Genomic DNA, 17,893 nt, shown 5'->3' with positions numbered 1-17,893 from the left:
TTGGCGTTTCGCGCCCCGTCACCTTTCTGTCCGTGGCAGGGTTTACCGTCTGCGGTGACAGTCGAGCATCGGGGGTTGTGGTGAGTAGCACCCGGATCGAGAGCACGGCGTACGGAGCGGCCGCGCTCGAGTGCCTGGAGGCCGTGGTCGCGCGGCTGAAGGCGGACGATCCGATGACCCCTGTCACGCTGCTGCTGCCCAACAACCTGGCCGGCGTCATCGCCCGCCGCCACCTCGCCCGCAGCGGCATCGCCGGCCTCTACCTGGCGACGTTGGAGCGACTGGCCGAGCAACTCGCCGCGGGCGTCCTGGCCCCGCGCCGGCCGGCGACCCGGCCGATCGTCGCGGCGACCTGGCGGACGGCGCTGTCGAAGGCACCGGGCATCTTCGAGGAGGTCGCCGAGCATCCGTCGACCATCCAAGCGCTTGCCTCAGCCCATCGCGAGCTCCGCGACCTCACCGACCCCGCCCTCGAGAAGGTTACGCACGCCTCGACCCTCGGCCCGGATCTCGTTCGCCTGCACCGCCACGTCACCGCCGAGCTCGCCGCGGATTGGTATGACGAGACGGATCTGTTGAGGGCCGCCGCCACGCGCATCGCGGCCTCGCCCGCCGTTGTCGGCGAGCTCGGTGCGCTCGTCCTCTTTCTTCCGCAGGAGCTCACCCAGTCCGAGGCAGCCTTCGTCGAGGCGCTCGGCACCGCCGCGGCCGATCTCACGGTGATCGTGGGGCTGACCGACGTACGACGAGCCGACCGTGCCGTCCGGCGGTCGCTCGAACGCATCGGTATCGACCTGCCGTCGTCGATCTCGAAGAACTACCCGGTCGCCACCGAGATCCTCAACGCGTCCGACGCCGACGACGAGGTGCGGTGTGTCGTCCGCGATGTGGTCGAGGCGCTCGACCACACCCCGGCGCACCGGATCGCGGTGCTGTACTCGGCCGCCTCGCCGTACGCACGGTTGCTGCACGAGCACTTCGGTGCCGCGCGGATCGAGGTCAACGGACCCGGCACCCGACCGGTGCACGAGCGCGCCATCGCGCGGACCCTCCTCGAGGTGCTCGCGCTCATCGATCAGGATCTGCCGCGCGCGGATGTGTTCCGTGCGCTCGCCAATGCGCCGACGCGCGACTTCGCCGGCAAGCGGATCCCGGTGCCGCAGTGGGAGCGGATGTCCCGGGCCGCCGGTGTGGTTCGCGGCGACGACTGGGATACCCGGCTCGCTCGGTACGCCGAGTCCGAGCGTCGTACCGCTGATCAGGAAGAGGCCGCCGAGGATCCACGTCCCGCCGCGGTGCGGCGCGCGCAGTACAACGCCTCGATGGCCGAGCGGTTGCACGCGTTCGCTTCCGAGCTCCGCCGCCGGTTGGGTGCCTTGGCGTTGCTGGAGACCTGGTCCGAGCTTGCCGGCGGAGTCCTTCAGCTCTTCCATGATCTGCTCGGCGACTATTCGTCCTTGCCGATCGAGGAACAGTACGCCGCAGCCGCGGTCGAGAGCTCGCTGAAGGGCCTGTCCACGCTGGACGAGCTGGGGACGCCGGCCGGTCTCGCCGTGCTGCGCGACGTGCTCGATCTGGAGTTGCAGCAGTCACTCCCCCGCGTCGGGACATTCGGCACCGGTGTGCTGGTGGCGCCGCTGTCGGCGAGCATCGGGCTGTCGGCGGACATCGTGTACGTCGTCGGCCTGTCCGAGGATCTGTATCCGGGGCGCGTCCACGAGGATGCGCTGCTGCCCCATCGCGTCCGCGAGGCGGCCGCGCCGGAGCTGGCGTCGTTCCGGGATCGGCTCGACGAGAAGCAACGGCATCTGCTGGTCGCGTTCTCGGCCGGGTCGCGGAAGGTGGTGGCGTCATTCCCGCGCGGCGACTTGCGTCGATCCTCGCGCCGGTTGCCGACGCGCTGGTTGCTAGGGTCGTTGCGAGAGCTGACCGGCGATCACGGGCTGCCCGCGACGCAGTGGGACAAGTACGGCGAGCGGCTGCGGACGTCGGCGTCGTACGCAGGATCGTTGACGACGGCAACCATGCCGGCGACGGAGCAGGAGTGGCAGGTCCGCGCCGCGGCGGCCCGGTTGTGGGTGAACGACGAAGTGCTCGTGCGTGCACGGGAGCTGTTGCGCGGGCGTGGGAGCAATGCCTTCACGCGGTTCGACGGGGACCTGTCCGGGGTGCCGGGTCTGCCGGAGTACGCCGTCGAGGAACGGATCGCTTCGCCGACGTCGTTGGAGGCGTACGCGACGTGTCCGCATGCGTATTTCGTCGAGCGGTTGCTGCAGGTGGAGCCGCTCGAGGCGCCCGAGGATCTGCTGGTGATCTCGCCGTTGCAGGTGGGGAATCTGATTCACAACAGTCTCGATGCCTTCGTGTCGCGATTGGCCGGTTCGCTGCCCGGGTACGGCGAGCCGTGGACGACCGAGCAGCGGTCGTTGCTGCTCGCAATCGGGGCCGATCTCGCGGACCAGTTCGAGGCCGAGGGGCTGACGGGGCATCCGCGGTTGTGGCAGCGGGAGCGGTTGCGGGTCCTCGGTGACCTGATGGTGCTGCTGACCGACGACGATCGGTGGCGGGTGGAGCGGGACGCGTCCGTGGTGGCGAGCGAGCTGCGGTTCGGGTTCGACGGTGAACCGCCGGTGGAGATCCCGGTGCCGTCCGGGCGGGTGCTGCTGCGAGGATCGGCCGACAAGGTCGATCTCGGCGCGGACGGGACCATCTATGTGACGGACGTGAAGACCGGTGGGTTCTCGCGGTACGAGGCGATCGAGTCGGATCCCGTGGCGGGCGGGACGAAGCTGCAGCTGCCGGTGTACGCGTACGCGGCGCGGGCCCGGCTGGGAGAGCAGTCCACGCCGGTCGAGGCGTCGTACTGGTTCGTCCGGCGCGGCGGGAAGCGGATCCCGGTGCCGCTGACCCCCGAGGTCGAGGCCCGGTACGTCGACACACTCGACGTGATCGTGTCGTCGATCGCGGCCGGATTCTTCCCGCCGAAGGCGCCCGAGGTGCCGGACTTCCTGTGGGTGCAGTGCCCGTACTGCAACCCGGACGGGCTCGGGCACAGCGAGGTGCGGGCGCGGTGGGATCGCAAGCGGCACGACCCGACGCTGGAGAGGTTGGTCCAGTTGATCGATCCGACCGCTCTGGAGTTGCTCGCTTCAGAGGGGGCCGGCGATGGCTGAGCAGTTGCTGGACGGTGCGGCCCGGGATCGCATCCGATCCGACACCGACGCCACACTGTTTGTCGAGGCGGGCGCCGGATCCGGCAAGACGCACGCTCTCGTCGACCGCGTGACCACACTCGTGCTGCGCGACGGCGTACCGCTGCGCACAATCGCCGCCGTCACCTTCACCGAGAAGGCCGGCGCCGAGCTGCGCGATCGGTTGCGGGTCGAGTTCGAGAATGCTCGGAAGGGCCCCGCCGGCCACCTCGCCGATGCAGCGTTGGACGACCTCGACTCGGCCTCGATCGGCACTCTGCACGCCTTCGCCCAGCAGATCCTGCTCGCCCATCCGATCGAAGCCGGCCTGCCGCCACTCATCGACGTCCTGGACGAGGTGGGTTCGTCCGTCGCCTTCGAGGAGCGCTGGGCCGAGCTGCAGCAGCTGCTGCTGGACGACGACTCGATCGCGGAGCCGCTGCTGCTCGCGATGGCGGTCGGGGTCGAGCTGAAACACCTGCGGTCGCTGGCACGACTGTTCGGGAACGACTGGGACCTGATCGCCGAACGCGTGCTGGTGGATCCACCAGAGCTGGTGTCGATGCCGGACCTGACCGGGCTGGTCGCGGCGGCGGCGCAGATCGGTGGAGTGGCCGAGTCGTGTCTGGATCCCGAGGACCGGCTGTTGCCGAAGGTGGCGCAGATCCGCGAGCTGGGGGTGATGCTGGAGGCCGCGACCGACCAGGAGACGCAGCTCGCGATCCTGCAGACGTTGCGCGGTCTGAAGGTCGGCCGGATCGGGCGCAAGGAGAACTGGCCGGACATCAACCGGGTCCGCGGCGACTGCACCGAGGTGGTCGAGGTCGCCGGTTCGCTGGTCGAGCTGCTCCTGGATGCTTGCCTTCGGCACCTTTCACACTGGATCGCCGAGCGCGTGCTGGAATCGGCCCGGATCCGCCGTGAGGAGGGGCGCCTGGAGTTCCACGACCTCCTGGTTCTCGCCCGCGACCTCCTGCGCAGGAACCCGGCTGTCCGCGCAGCCTTGCAGGAGCGCTTCGAGCGGCTTCTGCTGGACGAGTTCCAGGACACCGACCCGATCCAGATCGAGCTCGCCGTCCGGATCGCGGGTGGCGCCGAAGCAGAAGCCGAGGACTGGCGCGACGTCGAAGTTCCAGAAGGCCGCCTGTTCGTCGTCGGCGACCCCAAACAGTCGATCTACCGCTTCCGCCGCGCCAACATCGCGACGTACCTCACCGCCCAGCACCTCCTCGGCGAAACCGTCGCGCTCACCACCAACTTCCGCACCGTCGCACCCATCCTCCGCTGGATCAACACGGTCTTCGAAACCCTGATCCAACCCCAAGAATCCGCCCAACCCTCCTACCAATCCCTCTCCCCCCACCGCACCGGCCCCACCTCCACCGGAGGTTCGGCCTCCCCCGCCCCAGCCTCACCCGGCACCGCGTCGGCCCCGTCCCACCCCGACCCGGCATCACCTGGCACCGGGTCCGGCTCGTCTTCCGGCCGGGGCCAGTCAAGCTCTGCTTCACACTCGGCTCGGGCTGCCCTCACCCACGACCCCAGCACCACCGCCCCGGTCCGCGGCGACCAGCTCTCCTTCCTGGACGACTCCGACGACGACCTCACGCTCTTCGACGATCTCGTCTCGCCGGACGACCCGGCGGCATCTGCCTCACCAAGCACCCCGGTCTCCCCAGCCGACATCCCTGACACCGCCGATCGGCTCGGCGACCTCGCCACGGTCCTCCCGTTCCGGCGCCACGGCGACGACTCGGCGTCCGCCGTCGTACCGCAATCCCCCGAGCCCTACGACGAGACCGCCTCCGGCGCGAGCGTCACCGTCCTCGGCGCCGAGCCGCACAACGACCTCCCCCGCGCGCAAGCCTCCGTCCTCCGCGAACGCGAGGCGCGTGACGTCGCGGCAGTCGTCGAGCAGGCGCTGCGCGACGACTGGCAGGTGTACGACGACCGCACCGGCAACTGGCGACCCGCGGAAGCCGGCGACATCGCCGTCTTGGTCCCCGCGCGTACGTCGCTCCCGTTCCTCGAGGACGCCCTCGACCGCGCCGACATCCCGTACCGCGCCGAGGCCAGCTCCCTCGTCTACCAAACCGCCGAAGTCCGCGACCTCCTCGCCTGCGCCCGGGCCCTCGGCGATCCGAGCGACCAGCTCGCCCTCGTCACCACCCTGCGCTCACCACTGTTCGGTTGCGGCGACGACGACCTCTTCGTCTGGAAACGCTCCGGCGGCACGTTCAACCTGGCCGCGCCCATCCCCGACTCCCTCGTGACCCACCCGGTCGGCGAGGCGATCGCCTGGTTGTGGAGCACCTACAAAGCCGCCCGCTGGCTCACCCCGAGCGAAGTCCTGGCGAAGATCGTCGCCGACCGCCGCATGCTCGAAGTCGCAGCAATCGGCCCACGGGCCCGAGACGCCTGGCGCCGGATCCGCTTCGTCGTCGACCAAGCCCGCGCCTGGTCCGAGGTCGAGCACGGCGGTCTGCGCTCGTACCTGGCCTGGGCCGCCCACCAGGGCGAGGAAACCTCACGCGTCGCCGAGGCGGTCCTGCCCGAGACCGACGCGGACGCCGTACGCGTGATGACGATCCACGCCGCGAAGGGTCTGGAGTTCCCGATCGTCATCCTGTCCGGTATGACCGCGGCACCCAACCGGCAGCGCGGCGTCCAGGTCCTCTGGCCACCGGACGGCGGGTACGCCGTGAAGCTCAAATCATCCGTGCAGACCGAGGACTTCGACCTCGTCCAGCCGGTCGACGAGCAGATGGACGACTACGAACGCCGACGCCTCCTGTACGTCGCCGCCACCCGCGCACGCGATCACCTGGTCGTGTCCCTGCACCGCTCCGGCAACCGCCGCCACTCCAGCAACGCCGAGCTCCTGGCCTCCGCCGGCGGCGTCGAGGCACCCCACGCCACGCTCTTCACCAGCCCGCCCGCGGTCGAACGCGAGCCGCGTATCACCCCCGACGTCACCCCACCGATCTCCCGCACCGAATGGGAATCCCGCGCCGCCACCGCCCAATCCGCCAGCCGCGCACGCTCCGCCCAGAGCGCCTCCGGCCTGGAAGGCACCGGCCCCGACGTCGTCCTCGCCGAGGTGGATCCCGGCACCGCCAAAGCCCCGCGCGACCTCGAACTCCCCCCATGGTCCAAGGGCCGCTACGGCACCGCGATCGGCCGCGCGGTCCACGCCGTACTGCAAGTCGTCGACCTGTCCACCGGCGCCGGCCTCGAAGCCGCAGTCTCCACCCAATGCCTCGCCGAAGGCGTCCTCGAGTACGCCGACGTGGTCACCGCCCTCGTCCGCTCAGCTCTCACCTCCGACGTCGTCCAACGAGCCGCCGCCCGCGAACACTGGCGCGAGTCCTACGTCGGCACCGTCCAGCCCGACGGCACCGTCCTCGAAGGCTTCGTCGACCTCATCTACCGCGAAGACGACGGCCGCCTCACCATCGTCGACTACAAAACCGACGCCATCCCGGCAGCCGCCCTCGACGCCCGAGTCGCGTACTACGCCCCCCAACTCCAAACGTACGCAACCATCCTCCCCAACACCGCCCCGCCGGTCCTCCTCTTCCTCAACCCCACCAAGGCCATCGAACGCCGTCTCTGACCCTCCGCAGGTTGTTGCACTAGGCAACTGGCCTCGACCTGGTTGATGGAGGCGCTCGTATATTCGCTTGTGGAGCATCAGCGACAGTCCGCATCATGAGCGCATGGCTACGACCAACGGACTGTCGCTGTTGATTCCTGCTGCCGGACCGGCCGCGGGCATCCAGCAGCGCCGCGTCCGATGCCGGAGGTCGATCCCCGTCCGCTCGTGACGGCCGCGCTGCTGGCAGGCCTCTTGGCCGGCTACGGCATAGCCATGCCAGTCGGACCCGTAGGCACCTATCTCGTAGCCCTGACCGCCCGAACTTCGCTCCGAGTCGGAGCCAGCGCCGCACTGGGAGTCGCATCAGCCGACGGCGTCTACGCCCTGACAGCCGCCGTCGCCGGTACAGCCCTCGCACCCTTGCTTGTGCCGATGGTGGTCCCGCTGCGCTGGATCTCCATGGTGCTGCTGATAGGGCTAGCCACGGTCGGCGCTCTGAAGGCGGTACGGCGATACCGCGCGCCCCGCCTGGCCGGAATCGCCCAGGATCTCCCGCCAGGCGCACGAACCGCGTACCTCGGACTGCTCGGCATGACCCTGCTCAGCCCCATGACAGTGCTCTACTTCGCCGCCCTGGTACTCGGCGGCTCCGGCACGTCGGCCGCCCCCACCCCACCCGAGCGCGCCTCCTTCGTAGTCGCTGCCTTCGCAGCATCCGCCACTTGGCAACTACTCCTAGCCACCAGCGGCGCCTTACTGGGCCGAGCCCTCACCGGACACCTCGGCCGACTGCTCACCGCACTGCTCTCCAGCCTGGTGATCATCGCGCTGGCCATCCGACTGGTCTCGTCCTCACGGCCGCTCTGACGATCCAGCCGACAAGGACCTGAGGCGACGCTATCCCCTCCGCCAGTACGGCGCATCTGCAGCCGACTCTGAGCGAATCTGCAACCAATCCTGCAGCACGGCCCGTTTCTGCACGTAACCACTACCCGAGGAGGGCCGCGTGCACGTTTCGCATGTCGTCATGCTGGTCGCCAATGACATCACCAACGACACCCGAGTACTGAAGGAGGCGGTTGCCCTTGGCAAGGAGGGCTGGCGGGTCACGTTGCTGGGCGTGACGGCGTCGGGGTCGATCACCATCGACACGATCGACGGTGACGTCGTGATGATCCGGGTGCCCGGCCGATTCCTTCTCCGCGACGAACGCAACCGGCGTCGCGGTCGCCGACGCTCGCGGCGGATCCTCGCCGGCACTGTTCCCGGGTCGGTCCAGGCAGCTCGGCTGTCGGCTCGGCAGGCTGAGCTCACCGCGGAATCCGGACGTGCCAAGGCCCAGCGGATGGCCGGCTCGATGGGAACGGTCAGGTTCCAGACCGGAAAGGTGGCCCGCAAGCTACGCCAACAGAACCTTCGGCTGACGCGTACCTTCGCCGCGTTTCGCTCGCGCCTGGCCGGCTACGAAGGACGACAGGCAGCAACATTCTGGCAGCGTTGGGACCGGTGGCTCACACAACGGGCCCGACCTGTGAGCTGGCGGAGAATCATCCCGGAAGCGTACGACTACGAAGCCACCTTCGCGCAACTGCTGGATCGGCTACGCCCAGACGTCCTGCACGCCCACGACATGCACGTTATCGGGGTCGCCGTCCGAGCGGCAGGGAGAGCAGCCCTGCAGGGGCGCACTGTGAAAGTCGTCTACGACGCCCACGAGTACGTCCCTGGCCTGTCCGTCTATCCACCGCGGACGCCGCGGCTCATTGCTGCCTGGGCCAAACATGAGCGCGAGTACATCCAGAAGGTGGATCGCGTGGTCACCGTCAGCCCGGCGATCGCGCAAACGCTGCAGGCACGGCACCGGTTGGATCGTACGCCGACCGTTGTGATCAACAGCCCACCGGCTGTCGAGCCCATCGCGGATATGCCCGATATCCGCGACGCGCTCGAACTCGAGCCTTCGGTGCCGTTGATGGTCTACAGCGGCGGGATCACCCATGCGCGCGGAGTTCAAACGGCGATCGCGTCCCTCCAGCACCTTCCCGGCGTACATCTCGCAGTGGTGTGTGTACCGACCGTCAAGATGAGACCGGTTGACGAGCTACGCCGGCTGTCCACCTCGTTGAATGTCGGCGAGCGAGTCCACTTTCTCGACCCGGTGCCTCCGAACGATGTCACGCACTACCTGCGGACCGCAGATGTCGGGCTGATTCCGCTGCTGCGGTACCCGAGCCACGAGATGGCCCTACCCAACAAGGTCTTCGAGTATGTGTTCGCCGGGCTTCCGGTCGTGACGAGCGACATGCCGACGTTGCGAGACTTTGTTGGCAGTACTGGGATCGGTGAAGTCTTCGAGGCGGAGAACGCGTCGGACCTTGCTGCCAAGGTGTCACACATCTTGGCCGACGCTGCGCCATACCGCGAGCGTTGCTGACGGCAAGTTGCGTCACGAAATGTCCTGGGGCAGCCAGGCCGAACATCTCCGATCCTTGTACTACGAGCTGCTCGGGCGTCCGTCGGTCGAGACCAAGGCCACGAGGCTGGCGATCGCGCCGATGGACAGAGCGGTCCAGTGGTTGCCATGGCTGCACGATGCAGCGCTACTGCCAACGGCCATGACGCACGCGGACCTCGAAGACGTGACCCATTTGTTGACGGCCAACGACCGGTCGGCGTTCGGCAGCACCAGCATCGCGGCGGACCTACCGGTACTGGCCGCCTCCCGAGTGAAGCACGGCATCATCATCGACGACACGACCTTGCTGCCGGCGAAGGTCCCCGCCGGCTACGCAGGCCCGATCTTCGTCACCGATCAGGCTCTGGCCGACGTCTTTCCTGGGAGTCGATGGCTGCCGCCGGGCGAACCAGGCGCTGACGTGCTTCGCAAGTTCATGGCGGACTGAAACCACCACACGCCGACGCGTCGGGGGGTGCCGCATGAGCCACTGGGCCGACGGGCACGAGGAGCAGAACAGTCAGGAACAAGGCGACGAGTCGCCGGGCCAACGCCACGGTCGCCTCCGCTCAGTTGATGGTCAGTCACTGAGAGTCTATGGAGATCGGAGGCCGTGCGGAGTGCATGATTACAGGTTGTGGATAACGGGAAGTGACCCTGGCGTGTGGATGAGCGCGCGGTCGCCTACGATCTGCGGAAACAGAGTTGGAACGTTCGGATGTTGGTCCGGCCGCTGGCGGGTCTGCCACCAAGAGTGTGAGGGTGTGGCTCATGAACATCGGTACTCGCAAGATCGTCGTCGACGAGGCGATCGCGCAGTTGCGGCTGTACGCCGAGACCAACGGCGCCGTACTCCAGTACTACGACGGTCTGCCAGGGATGACGTGCGTCGGCGGTTCCGATCCTGACCAGGTGACGCTGGAGGACCTGGCCCGGACGATGGTGATCGGCGCCGACCTGCGGGCGATGGACATCCCGTGGCTGCTGGAGGTCGAGGCGGAGAAGGAGTTCGCCGCGATCCCGGTCGACGCGCGGCTGGAGGACGCGACCCCGGGCAGCGACCTGTTCGTGGCGGCGATGGCGCTGGACGAGAAGTTCACCGGCCACCGCGGCTTCGGCCACGCCAAGAAGTCGAAGCTGCTGCACCTGAAGCGGCCGTACCTCTACCCGGTCACCGACAGCTTCATCCGGATGACCTACGGCACGGCGTCGGCGGGCTCGGAGTTCCTCACCGCGGTCCACCGCGACCTGGTGAACCCGGCCAACATCCGCGACTTCAAGCTGCTGCAGGTCCGCCTGATCGCCGAGCCGCCCACGTCGGCCGCGCGGCTGCTCGGCGAGGTGCCGACGCTCCGCCTGCTCGACATCCTCGCCTCGCTGCTGGGTGAGGCTAAATAGCGCCTCGCTGCTGGTTGACGCTACATAACGCCGAGCCGCGCCAGCGGCTCCACCAGCTCGCGCTCCTCGTAGGACAGGTGTGAGAGCAGCGTGTCGTCCAGCAGGTCGACTGCTGCGCGCAGACCGTCGATGGAGCCCGAGCCGTCGACCAGCGCGACCAGCGCCTTGTCCACACCTTCCAGTACGTCGTGGATGATGCGGTGCTCGGCTTCCAGCCGGTCCACGACAGGCGCCAGCGCCGGATCGGCTCGCCTGAGGTGCGGGAAGAGCGATGCGTCTTCCAACGAGTGGTGTGTGGTCACCAGGCGGCAGTAGGACTCGCAGTACGTGCCGAGGGTCCAGTTGTTCTGTCGCATGGTCATGGTGTTGATGTGCGAGCGCGCCTGGCCGACGCCGATCGAGCCGGCAGCCACCTGCTCGACCAGGTCACGGATCTGCTCGAGCTCCGCGCGCAGATGGTCGTGTACGTCGATCAGATGCTGACCGGACGACAGTTGGTACGGCGTGTACGTGCGGTCCGGGTCGAGCGCAGGACCAGTGGGTCGCTCCGACTCAACGAGCACCTGTACGGCGCTCCGTCGTACAGCCGGAGGTGGAGTCGGCACGACGCCGAACCCATCCGCCGCACGAGGCTCGACAACGCCTCCTGAGCGAGCGGCATCGACGGCCTCGCGGACACCAGCGGCGACCTCGGCGAAGCGGCGGATGTCGTCCGGATCGTCGGAGCCGAGGATGTACGTGCTCATGCCTTCGCCCATCGTCAGCTCTGCGAGCTGATCGATCCACACCTCCTCGGGCCCCTGCAGGAAGCCACCGCTGCCACTGAACCGGCCAGACACGTTGTAGAGCCGTCGCACCGAGGCGGGGTCGCGGCCCGCCTCGACCGCGGCCTCATCGATGATCTTGTTCATCGCGGCGAGCTGGTCCGGGCCGGCGTACGCGCTGGTCGGGAGCCAACCGTTGGCGAGGCGGCCGGTGAGGGCGAGCATGCGGGGTTTGTAGGCGCCCAGCCAGATCTCGACGTCGTGTGCGGGCTCGGGACCGCGCTTGGCGCCGGAGACGGTGTAGTGCTTGCCTGGCAGCCGAATGCCACCGCCGGTCGGCGTCCAGACCTCGCGCATGATCGCGATGGCTTCCTCCAGCGCGGCGATGCTCTGGCCGGTGGTCAGGTGCGGGCCGGCGTTGGCCGCGACGGCGTCCAGGAAGCCGCCGGCGCCGAGGCCGAGCTCCACGCGGCCGCCGGTGATCAGGTCCAGCGTGGCGACGCTGCGGGCGAGGACGACGGGATGACGGAGCGGGAGGTTGGCGACGTTGGTGGTGACCTTCACGCGCTGGGTCTGGGCGGCGACGACTGACAGCAGAGTCCAGGCGTCCAGCAGCCGGGGCTGGTACGGATGATCCTGGAAACTGACGAGGTCGAGGCCGACCTGCTCGGTCAGCTGCGCCAGCGCGATCACGCGGGCGGGGTTGTCGACCGCGGGGGTCAGGAACGTGCCGAAGACCAGCTCGTGGCCGTAGTCCATGGGTTCACCTTCACCTGTCAGAGGTTCGTTCGCCAGCAAAACTACTTCGCTAGACGAATAATCTCAACCACAGAACATCTGCTGGCGAACAGGATCACACCAAGCCGAAGGCTTGCTGAGGTGTGAGGGTGCTCCCCGTGGCATAGGCGGCGCGGTAGGCGTCCTCCCCCACCGCGGATTCGACAGCCGTGGTGGCTCGCGTCAAGTCCTCGGACTCGGTCGCGGCGATCAGGTAGTTGTCACTGGCACGAGTGGCGGCAGCCGCGCCGAGGAGGGTCGCGGCGAGAGTCTTGTCGGGGTGGCAGGCCGCGATGCCTTCCAGAGCCCAGCACATGCTGCGCAACGAACCGAACTCCTCAGAGATCCGGAAGGCCTCCATGTGTAGCTCCAAGGCGGCTACACCGTCGCCCTGGAGTTCCCTGACGAAGCCGAGCTCCTCCAGCACGATCGACAAGTAGAGCACTGGCTCGCCCTGCCGGCGGGCGGCGTCGATCAAGGCCTGTAGGCGCTGCGAGGCTTCCGCAAGGGCGCCAGTACGACGGGCCGCGAAGCCCAGCACGATCTCCGCAAGGGCCTGCGTCGAGCGCTGGCCTTGTTCGGTCGCCAGCCGCAGTGCGCGCTCGCCGTGGGTCCGGGCCGACTCATAGCGGCCCTGTCTGATCGAGGTCCACCCGAGCATGCCCAGCGCGCTGGCCAGCTCAGGCCACAGTCCCAGCTCCTCCGCTATCTGCGCACTCTCCAGATGCAGCCGCGCCGACTCGTCGAAGTCGCCGACGAGCTCCGCGTGGGCGCCAAGCCAACTGGTCGCCTGCAACATGCCCCACCGGTCTCCCAGCGACCGGAAGATCCGCACACTCTCGGAAGCATCGGCAGACAACGCCGCCAGGTCAGCCCGCACGTGCGCGTGCTTCGCGCGGGCCGCAAGTACCGCAGCCACACCCCACTGGTCTCCGTCGGCCTCGAAGCTCTTCAGTGCGCTCTCCAAGAGCGTCAGACACGTCGCGAGGTCGCCCGCGTCGCTGCCGGTGTAGGCGATCCACCACTGCGCTCGAGCGTCAGCCGCATCCGCCCACCGGTCCCGCTCCCCCGCCGCATCACTGTCACCCAGGAGGTACTTGAACCCGACCCGCCAAGCCTCCGCCCGAGCAGAACCGGGCACAGCCTCCAAAGACCGCACAGCCTCCATCAGACGCCCGCGCAGGAACCAGTACCAAGCCAGCGCATCGACCATCCGCTCCGCCACATCCACCTGCTCAGTGGCGACCGCCCGATCCAGTGCGGTCCGCAAGTTGGCCGAGTCCTCATCGAGCAACTGCAACCACCGACTCTGCTCACCACCGAACAAAGCAGGTCGGGCTGCCTCGGCCAGCGACGTGTAGTACGACAGATGGCGCTGCCGCACTGTCTCCAACTCACCGAAGGCGCGCAACTTCTCCGTGCAGTACGCCGCTACCGACTCGAGCAACCGATAGCGCGGCCCATCCACCCCGTGCACGGGTACGACGAGCGACCGGTCCACGAGCCGAACCAGCACATCCAGTACGTCCGGCTCGTCACACAGCGCCGCCGCGGCCTCCGCCGTACATCCATCCGCAGGTACGGCGAGCCGTCGCAGGACGGACTGCTCATCCGGAGCGAGCAACTCCCAGCTCCAGTCGATCATCGCGAACAGAGTTTGCTGGCGCGGTGCAGCACCACGGTGTCCGGTCGCCAGCAACCGGAAGCGGTCGTCGAGGCGCGCCACCAATCCACGGACTCCCAACGCACGCACGCGCGTCGCAGCGAGCTCCAACGCCAGTGGGATCCCGTCAAGCCGCCGGCACAGCACGGACACGTCGGCAGCCGTCTCCGCGGACAGGGAGAAGCCGCGCGAGGCAGCCGCGGCGCGAGTGATGAACAGCTGGACCGCACTGCACTCGCCGAGTGCGTCCAGATCGAAAGAAGGCGACGGCACCTCAAGCGGCGGCACACTCCAAACGACCTCGCCCGCGAGGCCCAGCGGCTCACGACTCGTCGCCAGCACGCGCAGCCCCGGTGCCGCGGCCAGAAGCCGGTCTGTCAGCTCAGCAACCTCTGCGACCACCTGCTCGCAGTTATCCAGCACCAGGAGCCGAGAGCCCATCACGGCCGCGAGCCGGTCGACCACGCCGTCACTGGAGCCAGTGGAATCCCGCAGGTCGAGTGCGGCCTGTACGGCGTCTGTGAGCGAACTGCTGACCGAGATCGCATCAGGTGTCACCGCTGCCAGCTCCACCAGGACCACGCCGTCCGCAAAGCGATCCACCACCTCGGCCGCAGCAGCGAGTGCCAGGCGTGTCTTGCCTACGCCCCCAGGCCCGGTCAGCGTGACGAGACGCGAGGACGCTAGAGACGAGCTGACGTCCTGCACGGCCTCCGCACGTCCGATGAGGTCGGTCAGTTGGGCCGGAAGGTTGGTGCGAGCGTGTGGGAGCTCTTGCGTGAGGATCGACTGGTGGAGGGCAACGAGCTCGGGACTGGGATCCAGGCCGAGGTCATCCAGCAGCTGACGACGCAGCTGCTCGTAGCTCTCCAATGCCTCGCTCTGCCGGCCGCTGCGGTAGAGGGCCTTCATGTGTGAGGCCCGGAGTCGCTCTCGCAGCGGGTGGGAGATCACGAGGTCGGCGAGCTCGCTGACCGGATAGTCGCCCGAGCCGATCCGCTCCTCGTGCCACGTCTCGAGAGCGGTCAGCCTCTGCTCGGTCAGTCGGGCTATGGCTGTCTCGACGAACGGTTCGTCGGCGAAGTCGGCGTACGCGGGTCCACGCCACAGTTTGAGTGCCTCACCGAGGTCACCCGACGCAATCCGGTCGGCGAACTCCAGAGCGTCGTACGACGAACTGTCGACGGTCAGTGAGTAGCCCGCCGGACCGGAGTTGACCAGTGCGCGGCTGCCAGGCTCGGCGTCCTCGAAAGCGCGTCGGAGTTGCGAGACCTTGGCCGACAATGTGCCGGACGGGTTGCCCGGCAGGTCTGCGCTCCACAGGTCGTCGATCAGTCGGTCCGCCGGGACAGGGCGGCCCTCGTGCACCAGCAGGTCGGCCAAGAGCGCACGGACCTTCAGCCCCTGGATGACCACGGGCGATCCCGCGTCCGTCCAGGCCGTCACCGGTCCCAGCACCCCGAAGCGCATGGCCGCACCTTATTCCGATCACCGGCCCAGCGACCGGAAAGAAACCGTAAACGGTCTCCGGCAGAGTCTGTCTCATCGGAAGGAGACACGACGATGCGACTGGCAGTGATTATCGGCAGCACTCGCAACGGGCGGTTCGGTCCGACCGTGGCGCACTGGCTGGCCAGGCAGGCGGCCAAGCAGTTCGAAGTCGACATAGTCGACCTGGCCACCGCGCATCTGCCGCCCACACTGCCCGACACCGACGACGAGATGCCGACGGAGGTCGCCGTACTCGCTCCGAGGCTCGACAGTGCGGATGCGTTCGCAGTGGTGACGCCGGAGATCAACAGCAGCTTTCCGGCACCGCTGAAAACCGCACTGGACTGGTACTACGAGGAATGGCACGCCAAGCCCGTCGCAATCGTCAGCTACGGCCGGGAGAGCGGTGGGCGGTGCGCCACCGCACAGCTCCGGCAGGTCTTCACCGAACTGCAGGCCGTCACCATCCGCAACACGGTCGCACTGCCCTGCTATTGGGAGCAGTTCACCGCGGACGGCGGCTGGCCACGTCCTTCCGCCGGCTACGAGGCGGAAGCCAAGATCATGCTCGACCAGCTCGTCTGGTGGGCCGAAGCGCTCCGGGACGCGCGCTCCAAGCGTCCTTACCAACACTGAGAGAGGGATAGTCCAATGAGGAAGCTGATCGAGTCCACCTTCATCACCCTGAACGGCGTCATCGACAACCCGCAGCGCTGGAGCCCGCCGTACTGGGACGACGAGCACTCCGCCTACTCGGTGGCGCTGATGGACGGCGTCGACGCGCAAGTGCTCGGCCGCGTCACCTACGAAGGGTTCGCCGACGCCTGGTCGCAGCGCGGCGGGGACCCGTTCACGGACCACTTCAACGCGATGCCGAAGTACGTCGCCAGCCGCACGCTCACCGAGTGGAAGTGGAACGCCCAGCCGCTGGAGGGTGACGCCGCCGAGGCGGTCCGCCGGCTCAAGGAGCAGGATGGCGGCAACCTGATCAAGTACGGCACCGGGTCGTTCTCGAAGACCCTGTTGGAGAACAAGCTGGTCGACGAGTACCACTTCTGGTTCTTCCCGGTGGTGGCCGACGGCGACAACATGTTCAAGGGCATCGACCTCGAGCTCACCCACCTCGAGCTGCTCGGCACCACCACCTTCAAGTCCGGCATCGTCGTGCACAAGCTGGCGCCGAAGGCCTGATCACTCAGCACATCACGGACAGCGTCCAGCTGGTCACCGAACCATAAGGTGGCCGGCTGGACGCTTGTCTGCGTTTGCCCTGGGTACCGGTGCGACTTCGGGGATGTGAGGCGGCGCTGGGGGACCGCCTGCAGAGGGGTCCTCGCGATCGGTTTCGCCAGATCGCAGGTCCGCACCAGCAATCGGACTGGAGGTCTGATGGGTACCGTCCTGACCATAGTCATCATCGTTATCGTCGTACTCGCGGCGGCAGCGGTGTTCTTCGTCTACCAGCGCAGAGAATCGCAGCAGCTGCACGAGCGGTTCGGACCCGAGTACGAGCGTACGCTCGAGGACTCCGGTGACCGGCGCAGCGCCGAGCGCGAGCTGCGCGAACGTGAACGCCGGGTGTCGAAGCTCGACATCGTTCCGCTGAGCCGCGAGTCCGCGGAGCTCTACCGTGGCGAGTGGGTCCGGATCCAGCAGAGCTTCGTCGACCGTCCCGGATCGGCAGTCGCCGACGCGGATCGGCTCGTCCTGCGGATGATGCGCGAGACCGGGTACCCGGTCGACGAGTTCGACCAGCGCGTCAACGACATCTCGGTCGACCACCCCGAGGTCGCCGCGAACTACCGCGACGCGCACCGGGTCGCGGTCGCCCAGGCCCACGGTGAGGCCGACACCGAAGAACTCCGGCAAGCGGTGACCGCCTATCGCGCGCTGGTCGACGCCCTGCTGGCCGACAGCGCGAACGACAGCGGACACCACCGCACCCAACCGACCGACGCGAAGGAGCAAGCATGACCAGGCACGAGGACCGTCGCTTCGACCCGACGACGGACGACGACCGCGTCATGACCGACACGGACCGCATCGACCCCGGCCCTACGACGGACGACGCGCTCGGCCGTACGACGGACGACCGCATCGCGGAAGACCGCTACGACGACCGTGTGACCGACGACGCGCTCAGCCGCCCGGCGGACGACCGGTACGACGACCGGACCCCGGACGCCGGCCTGGCCGACCGCACGACCGACGACCGCACGACGGATGAGACCGTGGGCGCGTCGGCAATGGAGGACCCGTTGGTGGCTCCCGATGCGGTGGTCGACTTCCGGACCCGCTGGGAGGTCATCCAGCAGGGCTTCGTCGACGATCCGCGCAACTCCGTCAGCGAGGCGGACAACCTCGTCGACGACCTGCTCAAGCGACTCTCGGACACCTTCGACCAGCAGCACCAGGAGCTGGAGAAGCAGTGGTCCGACGGCGAGCCGTCGACCGAAGACCTCCGCTCGGCCCTGCAGCGCTACCGCGCTTTCTTCCAGCGTCTGCTGACCCTCTGACCCGGCGAACGCCAGACCGCGCGGCCCGTACGGCGAACGT

General features: G+C 68.1%; 12 protein-coding genes. 10 read left to right on the top strand and 2 right to left on the bottom strand.

What is annotated here, in order from left to right:
• Positions 1 to 80: 80 nt before the first annotated feature.
• The 6 genes from ACXC9Q_RS27515 to ACXC9Q_RS27490 all read left to right on the top strand — a co-directional run bounded on the left by ACXC9Q_RS27515 (position 81) and on the right by ACXC9Q_RS27490 (position 10,642).
• Positions 81 to 3,173, top strand: coding sequence for a PD-(D/E)XK nuclease family protein (locus ACXC9Q_RS27515; RefSeq protein ID WP_457059520.1), 3,093 nt, complete (start codon positions 81 to 83; stop codon positions 3,171 to 3,173).
• The gene (locus tag ACXC9Q_RS27510; RefSeq protein WP_457059519.1) at positions 3,166 to 6,807 is read left to right on the top strand and encodes a UvrD-helicase domain-containing protein; all 3,642 of its coding nucleotides are present in this window, start codon (positions 3,166 to 3,168) and stop codon (positions 6,805 to 6,807) included. Before ACXC9Q_RS27515 ends, ACXC9Q_RS27510 begins: the two co-directional genes overlap by 8 nt.
• A 255-nt stretch (positions 6,808 to 7,062) precedes the next feature.
• Positions 7,063 to 7,656 carry a LysE family transporter gene (locus ACXC9Q_RS27505; protein WP_457059518.1) on the top strand — a complete coding sequence of 198 codons (594 nt, stop codon included), beginning with the start codon at positions 7,063 to 7,065 and terminating at the stop codon, positions 7,654 to 7,656.
• Between the two features lie 139 nt (positions 7,657 to 7,795).
• Positions 7,796 to 9,223: a glycosyltransferase family 4 protein gene (locus ACXC9Q_RS27500; protein WP_457059517.1), complete on the top strand. Its 1,428-nt coding sequence runs from the start codon at positions 7,796 to 7,798 to the stop codon at positions 9,221 to 9,223.
• Between the two features lie 19 nt (positions 9,224 to 9,242).
• On the top strand, positions 9,243 to 9,692 hold the full coding sequence (locus tag ACXC9Q_RS27495; RefSeq protein ID WP_457059516.1) for a hypothetical protein: 450 nt from the start codon (positions 9,243 to 9,245) through the stop codon (positions 9,690 to 9,692).
• 323 nt (positions 9,693 to 10,015) lie between these two features.
• Positions 10,016 to 10,642 carry a DUF6308 family protein gene (locus ACXC9Q_RS27490; protein ID WP_457059515.1) on the top strand — a complete coding sequence of 209 codons (627 nt, stop codon included), beginning with the start codon at positions 10,016 to 10,018 and terminating at the stop codon, positions 10,640 to 10,642.
• 20 nt (positions 10,643 to 10,662) lie between these two features.
• Here the strand turns inward: ACXC9Q_RS27490 and ACXC9Q_RS27485 are convergent, their stop codons facing one another.
• Both ACXC9Q_RS27485 and ACXC9Q_RS27480 read right to left on the bottom strand, forming a co-directional pair.
• The gene (locus ACXC9Q_RS27485; RefSeq protein WP_457059514.1) at positions 10,663 to 12,165 is read right to left on the bottom strand and encodes an LLM class flavin-dependent oxidoreductase; all 1,503 of its coding nucleotides are present in this window, start codon (positions 12,163 to 12,165) and stop codon (positions 10,663 to 10,665) included.
• Between the two features lie 94 nt (positions 12,166 to 12,259).
• A complete protein-coding gene (locus ACXC9Q_RS27480) occupies positions 12,260 to 15,316 on the bottom strand; it encodes a BTAD domain-containing putative transcriptional regulator (protein ID WP_457059513.1) in 3,057 nt (1,018 codons plus the stop codon).
• Between the two features lie 93 nt (positions 15,317 to 15,409).
• Here ACXC9Q_RS27480 and ACXC9Q_RS27475 point away from each other — a divergent pair, with 93 nt between their 5' ends.
• The 4 genes from ACXC9Q_RS27475 to ACXC9Q_RS27460 all read left to right on the top strand — a co-directional run bounded on the left by ACXC9Q_RS27475 (position 15,410) and on the right by ACXC9Q_RS27460 (position 17,853).
• Entirely contained in the window at positions 15,410 to 15,973 is a 564-nt protein-coding gene (locus ACXC9Q_RS27475; protein WP_457059512.1) for an NADPH-dependent FMN reductase, read from the top strand.
• A 15-nt stretch (positions 15,974 to 15,988) separates the two neighbouring features.
• Complete coding sequence (locus tag ACXC9Q_RS27470) at positions 15,989 to 16,528, top strand: dihydrofolate reductase family protein (RefSeq protein WP_328519633.1); 540 nt, start codon at positions 15,989 to 15,991, stop codon at positions 16,526 to 16,528.
• A gap of 198 nt (positions 16,529 to 16,726) precedes the next feature.
• A complete protein-coding gene (locus ACXC9Q_RS27465) occupies positions 16,727 to 17,311 on the top strand; it encodes a hypothetical protein (protein ID WP_457059511.1) in 585 nt (194 codons plus the stop codon).
• Complete coding sequence (locus ACXC9Q_RS27460) at positions 17,308 to 17,853, top strand: hypothetical protein (RefSeq protein WP_457059510.1); 546 nt, start codon at positions 17,308 to 17,310, stop codon at positions 17,851 to 17,853. Before ACXC9Q_RS27465 ends, ACXC9Q_RS27460 begins: the two co-directional genes overlap by 4 nt.
• Positions 17,854 to 17,893 lie beyond the last annotated feature (40 nt).

This window comes from Kribbella sp. CWNU-51 (genome assembly GCF_054073265.1).
The sequence above is the reverse complement of the archived record's forward strand: the minus strand, read 5'-3'. Positions and strand labels throughout refer to the sequence as shown.